This is a genomic window from Oceanicola sp. D3, assembly GCF_006351965.1.
GTDB lineage: Bacteria > Pseudomonadota > Alphaproteobacteria > Rhodobacterales > Rhodobacteraceae > Vannielia.
On sequence record NZ_CP040932.1, the window covers coordinates 349,678 to 365,230 of the forward strand.

The following is a 15,553-nucleotide window of genomic DNA, read 5'->3' on the forward strand; positions in this document are numbered from 1 at the left end:
CGGGCGGTATCGGGGGCAAGGCTCACAGTGCTGCCACCCGTTTGCGCCGCACGATCCAGATAAACACCGGTGCGCCGATAAAGGCGGTGACGATGCCCACATCAAGCTCTGCCGGGCGCGCGACAATCCGCCCGGCGACATCGGCGAGGAGCAGCAAGACGGCACCGCTGAGCGCGGAGGCGGGCAGGATCCAGCGGTAATCCACGCCGAGCAGCAGGCGGCAGAGATGCGGCACGACCAGGCCGACAAAGCCGATGGGTCCGCAGGCGGCTGTAGTGGCGCCACAGAGAATGACGGCGCCGAGCGCGGCCATCGCCCGCGCGCGCCATGCGGTTTCACCCAAGCCTGCTGCGGTGTCATCGCCGAGGGCGAGCAGGTTGAGCTTGCGCGCTGATACAAGCGAGAGGGCGGCCCCGAGAGCGAGGAAGGGCAGCAGCGGCGTGACCCTGTCCCATGTTGCGCCGCCGACACCGCCCACGAGCCAGGATTGCACCAGCCCGGCGATGTCCCCTCGGGGCAGGACGACTGCGGTGGTCAGGGAGGTGAGTGCTGCTGTTAGCGCAGCCCCCGCGAGCGCCAGTTTGAGCGGGGTCGCCCCACCAGCGCCGAGGCTGGCGATGATATAGACACCCGCGGCGGCGAGGCCTGCTCCGAGGGTGGCCGCGAGGATGTAGCCCTGCGGTGACCCGAGTCCAACGCTCGCCAGTGTGATCACCACGGCCAGTGCCGCGCCAGCGTTGACGCCCAGAATGCCCGGATCGGCCAGCGGATTGCGGGTGAGCCCCTGCATCCCCGCGCCCGCAAGCCCCAGCGCCGCCCCCGCAAGCGCGGCGAGCGCAGTGCGGGGCACGCGGCTTGCGACGGCCACTTCGCCCATGGTTTGCGGGGTGCCGATGAGCGCCGCCCTGAGATCGGCCAGCGATGTTACCCGCGCACCGAAGGTGAGCGACGCCAAGGCCGCGAGCGCAAGCAGCGCCGCCAGAATGACAAACCACGCCGCTCTGCGGCTCTGATGGGGCCGGATCGGGGGCATGGGGCGCTACTCCGCCTTCTCGGCGGCGTCTGCGAGCATGCTCACGTAATCCTCGAGCACATATGGGATGGAGAGCGGCGAGGGGTGGGCGGCGGTGCCGAGCGGGTCATTTTGCAGCAAGACGATGGACCGGCGCGAGATTGCGGGGAGTTTGCTGGTGAGCATGTAGCTGCCAAGCCGGTCGATCAGCCCGCTGTTGCCGTAGGTGACGACGATATCGATGTCGTTCAGCAGGTCGATCTGCTCGGAACTGACCTCACCAGCAAAACGCCCGGTGGACGAGAGATCATTGACCAGGGCCGGGGAGGTGAGGCCGAGATCGTGGAGGAAGGCGACGCGGGTGTCATTGTCGGTGTAGAACGGGATGCGGCTTAGGTCTGTCGGGTCGAGGTGGGTGGCGAAGATGGCGCTCTTGCCCGCCAAGATCGGATGGGCGGCAACCGCCTCGGCGATCCGGGCTTCCAGCTCGGCGATCAGCGCTTCGCCCTCCTCGGCCATGCCCATGCCGGCGCTGTTCATCCGGATCATCTCGCGCCAGGTCGTTGTCCACGGCATGTGGGGGTAGGCGATGGTGGGGGCGATCTGGCTCAGAATCCGGTAATCCTGCTCGGACAGCCCGGAATGGGCGGCGAGGATCACGTCTGGCTCGGTGGCCGCGACCGCCTCGAAGTCGATCCCGTCGCCCTCATCGAACAGAACCGGGCTCTCACCCCCCAGTTCCGCAAGTCTTTGGGCGACCCAGGGCAAGACACCATCGCCGTTGTCGTCGCCGAAGTTGGCCGCCGCCATGCCGACCGGCACCACGCCGAGGGCGATCGGAACCTCTTGGTTGGACCAGTTGACCGTGGCGACCCGCAGCGGCGGTTCTGGCACCACGGTGGTGCCATAGGCGTGCTCGATCTCAACCGGATAGACCGTTTGCGCCACCGCAGCGCTCGCAAGGCCGCATGCCAGCGCGAGGGTTGCGAGAAAGGTCTTGAGCGGCATCGGGCTTCTCCTGTCACGTCCGGGCGATCCCCAGAGGCTGCGCTGCGCCCTGCGTAACGAAGCGCGGCGCGCCAATCACCCCCAATCCGCACTCTTTTAGTCAGAAACTGCCAAATACGACAGGAACCTCCAAGATCGAGGCTGAAAACACTGGTAGAGGCGCTGGAGCAGGTGGTGTGACCCCGGGGTTTTGCCGCCGCGCCGCCGCGCGCATTTCGGCGTGCCGCCTTCGCCGCCATCCGCTCCGCGGTCAGCCAGAAGTCATGACATATGGCCAAGATCAGAACAGGAGCCAGCCTGACGTGAACGATCCTCTCCCCCCGCGCCGGCCAGTCCGGTTTTTATCCACCTGCGCCAGTGCTGCGCTGCTCACGGCTGCGGCCCCAAGCTTTGCGCAGGAGGGTGGCCCGGTTTACGAGTTGAGCACGATCTTCATTGAAAGCGCCGGGCCGGGTGATGCCGACAGTGAAACCACCGTTGCCAGCCAGATCAGCAGCGGATCGGGCCTGCCGAGCGACATATTGGACAGTTCGGCCTCGGTTTCTGTTGTTACCTCGGCGGAGATCGAGCGGCGCGGTGCGCGCACGACCGAACAGGTGCTGCAATATAGCGCGGGGGTGACGACTGACTTTTATGGCCGTGACGACCGCTATGATTTTTTCAAGATCCGGGGCTACGACGCGACCACCTACCGCGACGGGATGCTCATTGGCGATGCTTTCGGGGGCGTGCGTGAAGAGCCCTTTGCCTTTGACCGGGTGGAGGTGCTGAAGGGCGCAAACTCCACGGCCTTCGGCCTCGCGGACCCGGGCGGCGCGGTGAATTTCATCACCAAGAACCCGACCGGCGAGCGCCTGCGCGAGGTTTACGGCACATATGGCTCCTTCAACCGCAAGGAGCTGGGCTTCGACATGGGGGACAGCTTCGGGGAGGGCAGCCCGTTTTCGTGGCGTGTGACCGGCAAGATCAAGGATGCGGAGGCGGAGACCGACGAGTCCAACGACGACGAGAGCTTTTTCATGGCTGGTCTGGCATGGCGTCCGAGTGATGCGACGACGGTGAGCGTGGTTTACGACAAGCTCTATCGCGACGGTTATCCCAACTCCTCCGGCTACCCGGCGGATGGGCGGGACTATGCGCGGGATCTCTTTTTGGGTGAGCCTGACTTCAACTATCTCGACACCGACCGCGATACGCTGACGCTGAAGGTCGAGCATGATTTTGGCAATGGCCTGAGCTTTGGCTCGACCGCGCGCTACACCAAGGGCACTGGCGGGTTTGGATATGTCTTTTTGGGCAGCGCCGACCTGAACGACCCGTCCCTTACACAGCGGTTCTACTTTGCCAACGAGGCGGAGTTTGAGAACTTTGTCGTGGATGCGCATCTGCTTTACGAGGCCGGCTTTGGCGCTGTTCACAGCCGCACCATGGCCGGGGTGGAATACCGCGATAACCATCGCAGCAACACGCTGTGGTACACCCCTGCCAGTTCGATTGACCCGGATGATCCGGTGTACTCGGGCGGATTGGATCTTGGCAGCACCGCGCCCTACCAGAGCAACACCAACGACGTGAATGTGACCTCGCTTTACCTTCAGCAGGAACTCAGCTGGGATCGGGTGATTGCGCAGGTGGGGCTGCGGCACGACTGGATTGACCAGACCTTCCGCTGCCATGCGAACGCCTTTGGGGCCTGCCCCGATCTGGTGGAAGGCGCCTTTGATGAGACCACGCTGCGCGCAGGGCTGACATACAAGATCACGCCCGAGCTCTCTGTTTACGGCAGCTATGCGGAGTCGGTCGTGCCTGCGAGCTTTTCGGATGCCAATGGCTTTGACCTCGAACCGGAGCGCGGGAAGCAATACGAGATTGGCCTGAAATATCGCCCCGAGACCATGCGGGCGCTGTTCACCGCCTCGGTTTTCGAGCTGACCAAGTACAACCAAACCGTCACGGACCCGGACTCGCTTTTGGCCGAGCCGGTGGGAGAATCGCGGGTGCGTGGGCTGGAGCTTGAAGCCAAGGCGGAGGTGAACGACCAGCTCTCTTTCACTGCGGCCTACACCTATCTGGAAACCGAGATCATCCAGTCGGACAACGGGGCGAACAACGGCAATGAACTTCCCCATACGCCGAAGAACCAGGCCTCTGTTTGGGTGAACTACCTTGTGCCGGGCGCGGGCCGTCGTGGTGACCTCGATCTGGGGCTGGGCGCGCGCTACACGGGTGAATATTGGACCTCGACTGCCAATACCGATCAGATTGACGCGGCTTGGATCTTTGATGCCTCGGTGGGCTACGAGATTGCCGACAACACTGATTTGCGCCTGACGGTGGCCAACCTGTTTGACGAGCAGCATGTGGCGCAAAAGGGCTTCTCATCGAACTATTACAACCCTGGTCGCGAGATCAATCTGACGCTGAACCACAGCTGGTGAGGCAAGACCACGGTGCTCGCTCCCGCTTGGAGCGGGCACGCCGCTAGCCGCGCGTTTTGGCGGCTCGCCTCCATGCGGAGGGCGTTGTGCCCTCGCACCGGCGGAACACGCGCGTCAGGTGGCCTTGGTCAGAAAAGTCGTGGCGCAGGGCGATTTCTGCGATTGTCAGATCGTCCATCAGCAGGCTCTCCTTCACCATCGAAATGCGCAGCTCCTGTTGCCACTGGAGAGGCGTTTTGCCGGTGGTTTTCTTGAAGGCATGACAGAACCAGCCCTCTGACAGACCCACGGCCTGACTCAGCTCAAGATTTGTCATCCGTCGTTTCTGCTCGCCGATCAGCTTGCGAAGCCGGTGCATTTGGCTTGGCGTCAGGCCGCCTTGCGCGCTGGGCTGCAGGTGAGCCTGCTGCGGTGGGTCGATCAGCCCGGTGATCAGGGCGATTGCGAGGCTTTCTGCAAAGCGCGGCCCCCGGCTGGGCGCGCCGATTTCGGAGGCAAGCGTGGTGGCGATGGTGGCCAAGGCGCCGACGTCCTGCAGCTCCACAGGCTGCCTCAACGCCTCCTCGGCTGTGGCCTCCCCCATCATCGGAGTGAGCCTTTCCAGCAGCCAGTCTCGGCGCAGGTGGAGATCGAGATGCGAGAACTCGTGCCGCGCTTTGAATTGCGTCCATATCGGGATGCCGGATGGCACGAAGAGCGCGCGCAGCATCGGCCGCCAGCCCGGGCTCGCCGCCGCCTTCTGCTCCGACATGGCGATGCAGTGCGAGACCTCGTTGAAGAAGAGCATGATTCGTGGATCAGGGGAGCGGTAATAGCCCCGTGCTCCGGCCTCTCCGCGCGCCTCCCAATGCACCGCGCACATCCCGTCAAAGGAGCGCCAACGGACCGGTGCGGTGCTGTGGATGCCGTCGGTTTGACACGTCATTGAGTGCATGAAGCCCACAGCGGATCCTCAGGAATAGTGTTCATGATGGGTTTTGGCTGGCAGCGTCGGATAGCGCTGCGGGCGCGGCAGGGACAGGCGCATTAGGCGCTTTACCTGCCGGGCGCGATGTTAGAGTGGGGCTCATGGGCCTGCAAGTGCAACAGCCGGGTATGGCCCGGGGCTGGGTTGGGGTGCACGTCAGGCGATGCGGTTTGCCTTCGTCAAAGGCGCCGGTTGGGCTTGTTAAGGGGCCAATCTCAGCCGGTCATGAACCGCTGGGCCATGACGGCCTCTTGCCCTTCCATCAACTCCCGCGCGGTGGCCATGTGGTTGGACATGATCGTGCGGGCCTCGTCGGCCTTTCCTTCGCGCAGGGCGGTGACGAGGCGGGACTGGAAATCACGCCCCTTCTGCCAGAGCTCGATATTGGGCGGCGCATAGAGCTCGCGGTAGACCGTGAGGTCGGACAGGAGGGCGATCATGAAGTCGATGCAGAAACTCAGGAGCGGGTTGGGCGACTGGCCGGCGAGGATGGCGTGGAAACGGAGCGAGGCAATGTGCTGCTCGCGCTCCTCTTCGATCGACTTGGATGGCTCGGAATAGGTGGCGATGTTTGCTTCCAGCTCGGCCAGCGCTTCTTCAGAAAGGGTGCCTGCCAGTGAGGCAGCAAGCTCGGGCTCCAAAGCCTGACGGAGCTGGTAGATGTCGGCGATGGTGAGATCTTTGAAGTAGAAGTAGTTGCCCAAGAGCGCCCGCGCCCGCTCGCGGCTGACTTCGTGAACAAACACGCCGCCGCCGGGGCCGGTGCGGGTTTTGACGAGGCCCTGCGCCTCGAGTATCCGCATGGCCTCGCGGATCGTGCCCTTGGCCATGCCGAAGCGCTCGATCAGCTCGGCCTCGGCGGGCAGACGATCACCGGATTTCAGGCCGTGCTCGACGACCCAGGACTTGATCGCCTCGGCGACTTGAACAGGGCGGCTCATGCGACCGTCAGAGGGGATGGAAACAGGCGGCAAATTGATTTTCTCCCATGGCCACCAGGGGCGGCTCTTTTTTGCGGCATTCGTCGGTGACCCGCGGGCAGCGCCCTGCAAAGGGGCATCCGGGGGGCGGGTTGAGCGGGTCGGGCAACTCGGCGGCGGCGCTTTCGGGCGCGGTGAGCGGGCGACCCACCACCGGGGCGGAACTGGCGAGCAGCTTTGTATAGGGGTGTTTGGGCGTGCGGAAGACATCTTCGGCGCGGCCAATCTCCACCACCGAGCCGAAGTAGAGCACCATGATCCTGTCGGAGACAGCCTCCACAACGGCGAGGTCGTGGCTGATGAACAGGTAGGTAAGGCCGAACTCGGCCTTGAGGCGGGCCATCAGGTTGAGGACTTGGGCTTGCACAGAGACGTCCAGCGCCGAGACCGGCTCATCGAGGATGATGATCTCGGGCGAGGCGGCAAGGGCGCGGGCGATGCCGATGCGCTGGGCCTGACCGCCGGAAAACTCGTGCGGGTAGCGGGTGAGGAACTCCTCGCGCAGGTTCACGGAGGCGAAGATTTCGGAGATGCGAGCATCGCGCTGGGGTTTGTCCATGCCGTGGAGCAGCTTGAGGGGGGCTTCCATGATTTGGCGAATGGTTTTGCGCGGGTTTAGGGACGAAATCGGGTCTTGGAACATGTACTGGATCAGCCGCCCGAAAGCCGCCGGGTCGGCGTTGTCGAGGGCCTTTCCGGCGATTTCGATGGTGCCGGTGGTGGGCTCCAGCAGGCCGACGAGCATGCGGGCGAAGGTGGACTTGCCGCAGCCGCTCTCTCCGACAATGCCAAGGGTTTCGCCCTCGGGCACCTCGAAGGATACGGGACGCACCGCGCGGACCCCGGCCTTGGGCTTGGAAAACAGGCCGCCGCCGATGGGGAAGGTTTTGGAGAGGTTGTCGACCTTGAGGGCGAGTTTGGTCATGCGACGTTCTCCTCGGGGTGGATGCAGCGCACGGTGCGGGCATCGTCGCCCTCAAGCCCGATGTATCCGACCTGACACGCGGCGGTGGCCTTGTGGCAGCGCGGAGCGAAGTGGCAGCCGGGCGGCAGGTCATCCACCACAGGGGGCAGGCCGGGGATGGCGGCCAGCTCGCGCCGCCCGCCGCCCAGCTCGGGGACGCAGGCGATGAGGCGCTTGGTGTAGGGGTGGGCGGGGGCGTCGAGCACGGATTGGGTTGGCCCATCTTCAACGATCCGGCCCGCGTACATGACCGCGACCCTGTCACAGAGTTGGGCAACCACGCCGAAATCGTGGGTGATGAAGATGATCGCCAGCCCGCGCTCGCGGCGCAGGTCGTTCAGCAGCGAAAGGATTTGGGCCTGAACAGTGACATCCAGCGCGGTTGTTGGCTCGTCGGCGATGATGATGTCGGGTTCATTCGCCAGCGACATGGCGATGCCGACGCGCTGGCGCATCCCGCCCGACAGTTCGTGCGGGTAGTTGCCGAGGCGGGACTCGGGGTTGGGGATGCGGACCTGTTTCATCAGTTCGAGTGCACGGGCGCGGGCGGCGGATTTGCTCACCCGGCTGTCATGCACGCGGATCGCCTCGGCCAGTTGATCGCCCACGGTGTAGAGTGGGTGCAGGGTGCTGAGCGGGTCTTGAAAGATATAGGCGATGCGGTTCCCGCGCACCGAGCGGAGTTGCTCGTAATTGGCGGAGAGCAGGTCTTTGCCCTCCAGCCGCACCGCGCCGCCGGTGATGACACCGGGGGGCGAGGCGACGAGGCCGGTGACGGAGAGGGCAGTGACCGATTTGCCGGAGCCGGATTCGCCGATGATGCCGAGACATTCGCCGGGTTTGACCGAGAGGGAGACCTTGCCGACCGCCTCATAGATACGGTCGCCCACGTGGAATTGGGTTTCCAGCTCCTGAATATCGAGCAGGGCGGCGTTGGCGCTGGTGTCTTCTGCCGGAACGTTGCGATCTTTTGCGACATTGGTCACCGGCAGAGGGCGCGAAAGGGCGCCGGAGCGCAGGCGCGGGTCGAGCGCATCGCGCACGCCATCGCCCAGCAGGTTCACCGACATGACGATCAGGAAGATCATCACGCCGGGGATGATCGAGGTGTGCGGATGGGTGGTGAAGGCGGCGCGGGCCTGGCCGAGCATGGAGCCAAGGTCGGAGTCGGGCGGCTGGGAGCCGAGGCCGAGGAAGGAGAGGCCTGCAGTTTCGAGGATCATCCAGCCGACGGTGGTGGACATGGCGATGACGATGACCGGCAGCACGTTGGGCAGCACTTCGGTGAGGATGATGCGCACATGGCCCTTGCCCGCGAGCCGCGCCGCATCGACAAACTCGCGGTGCGAGAGGCCGACGGTGATGCCGCGGATGTTGCGGGCGAAGAAGGGGATGTTGACGGCAGCCACGGCGATGAGCGCGTTGATGAGGCCGGTGCCCAGCGCGGCGACGATGGCGAGCGCCAGAAGGATGTAGGGGAAGGCCATCAGCATGTCGATCAGGCGCATGAGGATGTTGTCTGTTCGCCCGCCGAAGTAGCCCGAGAGGATGCCGATGGTGGAGCCGAAGAAGGCGGCGAGGAAGGCGGCAACGGCGCCGACCATCAGCGAGGTTCGGGTGCCGTAGAGGAGGCGGGAGAGCTGGTCGCGCCCGAGGTGATCGGCGCCGAGCAGGTAGCCTTCAGAGAAGGGGCGGGCGAAACGGTCGGCGGTGTTGGTGATGTTGGGGTCGGCCAGCGGCAGGATGGGTACGGCGAGGGCGAGCAGGAGGATGACGGAGAGCACGACGGCGCCCATGGCGGCGAGACGGTTGCGGAAGAGGAGCTTGAGGAAGGCGGTCATCGGGAGGTTCCGTCGTGTTGGGCTGTCATCCTCGGGCCTGACTCGAGCATCTCGTGGCGGAGAGATCCTCGGGTCGGGCCCGAGGATGACGGCGCGAGGGTGGGGGCGGCGGTGCTCATGTCTTGATCCTCGGGTCGAGCATCGCTTGGGCCACGTCGACCACGATGTTGAAGAGGACGTAGCAGGCCGCGACCACCACGACGCCGCCTTGGACCAGCAGCACATCGCGCTGGGAGATGGCGTTGACCAGCATCTGGCCGATGCCGGGCCAGTCGAAGACCATCTCAATGTAAACGGCGCCCGACACCACAAAACCGGCCTGGATGCCGAGCACAGGGATGATTGAGACCATCGCGGCCTTCAGCGCGTGGCCCATGATCACCCGCCGTTCGCCGACGCCTTTGGCGCGGGCGGTGCGGATGTAGTCTTGCCGGAGCACCTCGAGCATGGCGGAGCGGGAAAGGCGGGCGATGACGCCGGTGGCGACAACGGCCAGCGCGGAGGCGGGGAGGACGAGGTGATTGAGCAGGTCCACCGGGCCGCCGCCGCCGTAGATGAGATACATGCCCGAGACCGGGAACATCCGCAGCTTGAGGGCGAAGAGGATGATGAGGATCATGCCCAGAAAGAAGCTGGGGATGGAGATGCCGATGAGGACGGTGAAGGTGATCACCTTATCTGCCAGCCCGTACTGCCGCGCGGCGGAGACCACCCCGGCGAGGATGCCGAGGATCGAGCAGAGCACGAAGGCGACACCGGCGAGGATGAGGGTGTTGCCGAAGCGGCCGAGCACCTCGTCGATCACCGGCTTGTTCTGCGAATAACTGCGGCCGAAATCGCCGGTGAGCATGTTGCCGAGCCAGATGAAGTAGCGCTGCACCAGCGGCTTATCGAGGCCGAGGTCGGCGTTGAGCTTGGCGACGTTTTCGGGCGTTGCATATGAGCCGAGAATGGCCAGCGCCGGATCGCCGGGGATCATGGCCATGATGAAGAAAACGAGGACGGAGACGCCGATGAGCACCGGGATTGCGGCGGCGAGGCGTTTGAGGATGTAGCTGCCCATGACGGGGGTCTCCTGTCTGGCTGGGTCGCGCTCGTCCGTCCTTCGAGACGTTCTCGCGGCGGCGGCTAGGGGTTGCGGCAGGCTGCAGGCGGTGGACAGCTTCCGCAAAGGTGCTCTCCGGCCCGAAGGCCGAAGAGCGAACTGTGATAACTCGCTACTTCTTCACTACCTTTTCAAGCTGGAGCAAGAACGAGGGCTCCAGCGAGAAGTTCTCGACGCGGTTGTTTGTGACCGCGTTCTGTTTCCAGTTGGCGATGAAGGCCCAAGGCGCATCATCCTGCACAATCTCCTGCATCTCCTTGTAGAGCGCTGCGCGCTCTTCCTGATCAATTGCCGTGCGGGCGGATTCCAGCAGCTCGTCCACCTTGGGGTTGGAGTAGTAGCCGGAGTTGAAGCCGCCGTTTTCGGGCCATGCATCGGTGCGCAGGGCGAGGTAGGGCAGGGTATCGGGGTCGTTGGTCATCCATGCCATTTCGGCCATGTCTGCCTTGCCCTCCAGCCCCGGATTCACGTTGCCGAGGAAGGTGTTCCACTCGTAGGTTTCGATCTTCACGTCGAGGCCCACGGCGGCGAGGTCGGCCTGAATCGCGGTGCCCATGGCGACCGGATCGAGCATGCCGGAGCCGCCTTCGGTGACATAGAAGGTGAGCGAGGCGCCCTCGGCCCCGGCTTCGGCCAGCAGCGCCTTGGCCTTTTCAGGGTCGTAGGGGTAGGGCGAAAGCGCGTCGTTATAGGCCCACGCGAAGGCCGGGGGCGTGGGGCCTGCGGCGACTTCGGCGGTGCCTTCGAGCACGTCGTTGACGATGGCTTCCTTGTTGATCGCGTAGTTCACGGCCTGACGCACCTTCTTGTCGGCCATCGGGCCTTCCTTGGCGTTCAGGATCAGGAACCAGACGTGCGGCCCTGCCTGCTCGACGACGTTGAACTCATCGCCCTGAAACTGGCTGAGCGCGGTTGGGGGCACTTCGACCATCATGTCGATGCCGCCTGCGATCATCTCGGCGACGCGGGTGTTGGCGTCTTCGATCGGGCGGAAGACCACGGCCTGCGCGCCTGCGGGCTCGCCCCAGTAGTCCTCATACTTGTCGATCACCACGGCCTCGTTGGCGCGCCATTCGACGAACTTGAAGGGGCCGGTGCCCACGGGGGCGCGGCCAAACTCGGCGCCGCCGGCCTCGACGGCGGCGGGGGAGACCATGAGGCCGGTGGGGTAGGCGAGGTTGCTGAGGAAGGGCGCGTAGGGCGCGGAGAGCTTGAACTTGACGGTGGTGTCATCAACCGCGGTGGTCTCTTCGACCGAGGAGAAGAAGAAGGCCAGCGGGAAGGGGCCGGTGTTGTGGAAGGGGTGATCTTCTTTCAGCATCCGGTCGAAGTTGAACTTGACCGCCTCGGCGTTGAAGGGCGTGCCATCGTGGAAGGTGACGCCTTCGCGCAGCTTGAAGGTGTATTCGGTGCCGTCCTCCGACACTTCCCAGCTTTCGGCCAGACCGGGGGCAACTTCGAGCGTGCCGGGTTTGTAGCGGGTGAGGCCCTCGTAGAGGTTCACGAGGATGCGGAAATCGTTCACCGCGGTCACCGCAGCCGGGTCGAGCGACTTGGGCTCGGCCACCTGACCGACGATCAGCACGCCTTCGGGGGTTTGCGCCGTTGCGGCCATCGGGGCCAGCGCAATCGCGGCACCGGCGGCGATCACGGCGCGGCGTGTCCAGTTGAAGAGGGTCATTGGAGCATCTCCCTGTGGTTTTTTATGCGGCCTGTCCCTTGCGGGCAGCCGGGTGTTCGTGTGAGGAATTAATCATGATAAATTTGACAGGTCAATTTATCATGATAAATTTCTTTGCGGAGAGTAAAGGAGCCGCATGACATTCTCAATTCTTGTGCATGACGCCCAAACAAACGCCATTGCCGGTGCGGCAGCGACTGGGAGTCTGTGTGTAGGCGGCTGGGTGCTGCGGGGGCGATGGGGCGCGGGCATGAGCGCGAGTCAGGGGGCGGCCCCCTCGACGCTTTGGGGCGAGCAGGTGCTGGACGAGATGGAAGGCGGTGCGGGCGCGAGCCTTGCCCTAAACAGGGTGACGGCCCCTGATGCCGGGCGGGACTGGCGCCAGCTTGCGACCTTGGACATGTCTGGCGCGGCGGCTTGCTTTACCGGCACGAAGAATACCGCACTCACGGCTTCGCATGTGTTCAAGGGTGGGGTTGCTTCGGGCAATATGCTGGGGAGCCGGACGGTGCCGGAGGCGATGGCGCGCCGATACATGGAGGCGGAAGGCAGCTTGCCGGAGCGTTTGATTGCGGCGCTTTGGGCTGCTGCGCGGGACGGCAGCGACAAGCGGGGGCTGCTCTCGGCGGCGCTGCTTGTGCTGCGCCCTGATGCGGCGCCGCTAACGCTGAGGATCGACCATTCGGACCAGCCCTTGGAGGCCCTTGGAGACCTGTTGCAGCGGGCGACCACGGGCGATTATGGCGATTGGGCGCGGCAGGTGCCCACGCTCGCAAAACCTCAGCGGGTCTTGGATGAGGGGCTGGTGGGCACCTTGGTGCCGGAGCCCGAGGAGTGACGGACTGGGGCGCACGCGCGGCGGACCATCTGGAGGCGCTGGCCGGGTTCAGCGCACCGGGGCCGGGTGTGACGCGGATGCCCTATGGCCCAGAGCATCGCGCTGCGGTGGGCTACTTGACGGGTATGATGGAGGGGGCCGGGTTGGCGGTGCATCTCGACGCGGCGGCCACGTTGGTGGGCCGGGCAGAGGGCGGCGGTGCGGGCACCTTCTATATGGGCAGCCATCAGGACAGCGTGCCAGAAGGCGGAGCGTTTGACGGGATTGCGGGCGTGGTGCTGCCGGTGCTGGCGATGCAGATGCTGTCCGAAGAGGGCGTGCAACTGCCGTTTGCGGTGGAGGTGCTGGGCTTTGCCGACGAAGAGGGTGTGCGCTTTCCGACGGCGCTGGTCGGCAGCCGGGCGGTGGCGGGCACGGTGGATATGGCGGTGCTCGACATGGAAGACCGCGACGGGGTGAGCCTGCGGGCGGCGCTGGAGGGGTTTGGCTGCGATCCGGCGGGTATTCCCTCCATTGCGCGGACAGGAAACCGGGCGCTGGGCTATCTTGAGGCGCATATCGAGCAGGGGCCGGTGTTGGAGGCCGAGGGCGAGGCGCTGGGCGTTGTGACCGGGATCTGCGGGATCGAGCGCCATACGCTGCGTTTTGTGGGCGAAACCGGCCATGCGGGCACGGTGCCGATGGCGGCGCGCAAGGATGCGCTAGTGGGCGCGGCGCGGGTGATCACCGAGGTTGACCGGCTGGCGCGGGCCACGCCGGGGATTCGGGCGACGGTGGGCCAAGTGGATGTGCGCCCCGGAGCGGTGAACGCGGTGCCCGGTGAGGTGCGCCTGCCGGTGGAGTTGCGCAGCGAGGATGACGCGGCCCGCGATGAGGCAGGCGCAGAAATTCAGGCATTTGCCCGGCGCGTGGCCGATGAGATGGGCTTGGAACTAGAGGCGCGCCGCACCTATGCCCAGCCCGCCGCGCCCTGCGATCCGGCGTTGAGGGGCGCGTTGGTGCAGGCGGTGCAAGCAGGCGGTGGCAGGGGGCTGGAACTGACATCTGGCGCCACCCATGATGCCAGCGCGATGGCCGACCTTTGCCCAATTTCTATGCTCTTCATCCGCTGCCGGGGCGGGGTGAGCCACCGGCCTGACGAAAACGCAAGCCCAGCAGATCTTGGCGCGGCGGTTCATGCGATTGCGGAGACGCTCCGGCGGCTGGCCGACGCCTAAAAAGTGGGCAGTTTTCGCGCGCGAGCACCGGGTTTGTCATTTCACTTTGTAATGTCGGCTATGACGTGGATAATCGAAGCAATGACAAAAACGTTTGACGAGATGTGGGGGAGGGAGGATTCGCTAAGAGCGCCCTACTCCCAATTTGGACAATGGTTTGAAGGGGAAGACCCGGCCCGGCTGCGCGCAAAGCAGCGTGAGGCTGAGGAGGTTTTTCGGCTTACGGGCATCACCTTCAACGTCTATGGGCAGGCGGCGGCGGAGGAGCGGCTCATTCCGTTCGACATCGTGCCGCGCATCATCAGTGGTAACGAATGGAAGAAGCTGACCCGTGGCATTGAGCAACGGGTGCGCGCCATCAATGCCTTCCTGCATGACATCTACCACCGCCAGGAGATTGTCCGCGCCGGGCGGCTGCCTGTGGAGATGATCAAGAACAACGAGGCCTATCTGCCCGAGATGATCGGCGTCACCCCGCCGGGCGGGGTGTATACCCATATCGTGGGCATCGACCTTGTGCGCACCGGCGACGATGACTTTTACGTGCTGGAAGACAATGCGCGCACGCCGAGCGGTGTGAGTTACATGCTCGAAAACCGCGAGACGATGTACAAGATGTTCCCCGAACTCTTCGGCAAGACGAAGGTGCGGCCGGTGAGCCAGTATCCGCGTTCGTTGCTGCGCTCGCTTTCGGCCTGCGCCCCGGCCTGCGCCGAGGGCAACCCGACCGTCGCGGTGCTGACTCCGGGCAGCTACAACTCGGCCTATTTCGAGCATGCCTTTTTGGCCGACCAGATGGGCGTGGAGCTGGTGGAAGGCTCTGACCTGCGGGTGGTTGACGGGCGCGTGGCCATGCGCACGACCCAGGGCTACAAGCCGATTGACGTGATCTACCGCCGGATCGACGACGACTATATCGACCCGCTCACCTTCAACCCCGAGAGCGCGCTGGGCGTGCCGGGGATCATGGATGTTTATCGCGCGGGCAACCTCGCCATCGCCAACGCGCCGGGCACCGGCATTGCCGATGACAAGGCGATCTATAGCTACATGCCGGAGATCGTGGAGTTTTACACCGGTGAGAAGGCGATTTTGCAGAACGTGCCGACATGGCGCTGCAATGACCCGGAGAGCCTGAAATACGTGCTCGACAACCTGTCTGAGCTTGTCGTCAAGGAAGTCCATGGATCGGGCGGCTACGGGATGCTGATTGGCCCGACCGCCAGCAAGAAAGAGATTGCCGAGTTTCGCAAGAAGCTGGAGTCGCGTCCGGGCAACTACATTGCCCAACCGACGCTTAGCCTCTCGACGGTGCCGATCATGACAAAGGCGGGCCTTGCCCCGCGCCATGTGGATCTGCGGCCCTTCGTGCTGGTCAGCCCCGAGGGTGTGAAGATTACCCCCGGCGGGTTGACGCGGGTGGCGCTGAAGAAGGGGAGCCTTGTCGTCAATTCCAGCCAGGGCGGAGGCACCAAGGACACTTGGGTGCTGGAGGACTAGGC

The 15,553-nt window shown here is 64.6% G+C and carries 12 protein-coding genes; 4 read left to right on the forward strand and 8 right to left on the reverse strand.

Translation table 11 applies throughout. The features are described 5' to 3' along the window. Positions 1-22: 22 nt before the first annotated feature. Both FHY55_RS01790 and FHY55_RS01795 read right to left on the reverse strand, forming a co-directional pair. Positions 23-1,033 (reverse strand): iron ABC transporter permease, encoded by a 1,011-nt coding sequence (locus tag FHY55_RS01790; protein WP_140012556.1) that lies wholly within the window; start codon positions 1,031-1,033, stop codon positions 23-25. A 6-nt stretch (positions 1,034-1,039) separates the two neighbouring features. Then, a complete protein-coding gene (locus FHY55_RS01795) occupies positions 1,040-2,020 on the reverse strand; it encodes an iron-siderophore ABC transporter substrate-binding protein (protein WP_140012557.1) in 981 nt (326 codons plus the stop codon). Between the two features lie 302 nt (positions 2,021-2,322). On the opposite strand from FHY55_RS01795, the gene FHY55_RS01800 reads away from it, so the two are divergent. Beyond that, complete coding sequence (locus FHY55_RS01800) at positions 2,323-4,458, forward strand: TonB-dependent siderophore receptor (protein ID WP_210410523.1); 2,136 nt, start codon at positions 2,323-2,325, stop codon at positions 4,456-4,458. A gap of 43 nt (positions 4,459-4,501) precedes the next feature. On the opposite strand, the gene FHY55_RS01805 is transcribed toward FHY55_RS01800, so the two are convergent. The 6 genes from FHY55_RS01805 to FHY55_RS01830 all read right to left on the reverse strand — a co-directional run bounded on the left by FHY55_RS01805 (position 4,502) and on the right by FHY55_RS01830 (position 11,996). Then, the gene (locus tag FHY55_RS01805; RefSeq protein WP_254695394.1) at positions 4,502-5,383 is read right to left on the reverse strand and encodes an AraC family transcriptional regulator; all 882 of its coding nucleotides are present in this window, start codon (positions 5,381-5,383) and stop codon (positions 4,502-4,504) included. A 257-nt stretch (positions 5,384-5,640) separates the two neighbouring features. Continuing rightward, positions 5,641-6,366: a FadR/GntR family transcriptional regulator gene (locus FHY55_RS01810; protein WP_140012560.1), complete on the reverse strand. Its 726-nt coding sequence runs from the start codon at positions 6,364-6,366 to the stop codon at positions 5,641-5,643. 7 nt (positions 6,367-6,373) lie between these two features. Further along, complete coding sequence (locus FHY55_RS01815; RefSeq protein ID WP_140012561.1) at positions 6,374-7,330, reverse strand: ABC transporter ATP-binding protein; 957 nt, start codon at positions 7,328-7,330, stop codon at positions 6,374-6,376. Next, positions 7,327-9,210 (reverse strand): dipeptide/oligopeptide/nickel ABC transporter permease/ATP-binding protein, encoded by a 1,884-nt coding sequence (locus FHY55_RS01820; protein WP_140012562.1) that lies wholly within the window; start codon positions 9,208-9,210, stop codon positions 7,327-7,329. Before FHY55_RS01820 ends, FHY55_RS01815 begins: the two co-directional genes overlap by 4 nt. A 115-nt stretch (positions 9,211-9,325) precedes the next feature. Beyond that, positions 9,326-10,273, reverse strand: a complete 948-nt coding sequence (locus tag FHY55_RS01825) for an ABC transporter permease (RefSeq protein ID WP_140012563.1) — start codon at positions 10,271-10,273, stop codon at positions 9,326-9,328. A 154-nt stretch (positions 10,274-10,427) separates the two neighbouring features. Then, entirely contained in the window at positions 10,428-11,996 is a 1,569-nt protein-coding gene (locus FHY55_RS01830) for an ABC transporter substrate-binding protein (RefSeq protein ID WP_140012564.1), read from the reverse strand. A gap of 136 nt (positions 11,997-12,132) precedes the next feature. Between FHY55_RS01830 and FHY55_RS01835 the strand changes: the two genes are divergently transcribed. The 3 genes from FHY55_RS01835 (at position 12,133) to FHY55_RS01845 (ending at position 15,551) form a co-directional block, all read left to right on the forward strand. Continuing rightward, positions 12,133-12,834: a DUF1028 domain-containing protein gene (locus tag FHY55_RS01835; RefSeq protein ID WP_140012565.1), complete on the forward strand. Its 702-nt coding sequence runs from the start codon at positions 12,133-12,135 to the stop codon at positions 12,832-12,834. Next, entirely contained in the window at positions 12,831-14,051 is a 1,221-nt protein-coding gene (locus FHY55_RS01840) for a M20 family metallo-hydrolase (protein WP_140012566.1), read from the forward strand. The genes FHY55_RS01835 and FHY55_RS01840 overlap by 4 nt, the downstream gene beginning before the upstream one ends. 81 nt (positions 14,052-14,132) lie before the next feature. Then, entirely contained in the window at positions 14,133-15,551 is a 1,419-nt protein-coding gene (locus FHY55_RS01845; RefSeq protein ID WP_140012567.1) for a circularly permuted type 2 ATP-grasp protein, read from the forward strand. The last annotated feature ends 2 nt before the right edge of the window (positions 15,552-15,553 follow it).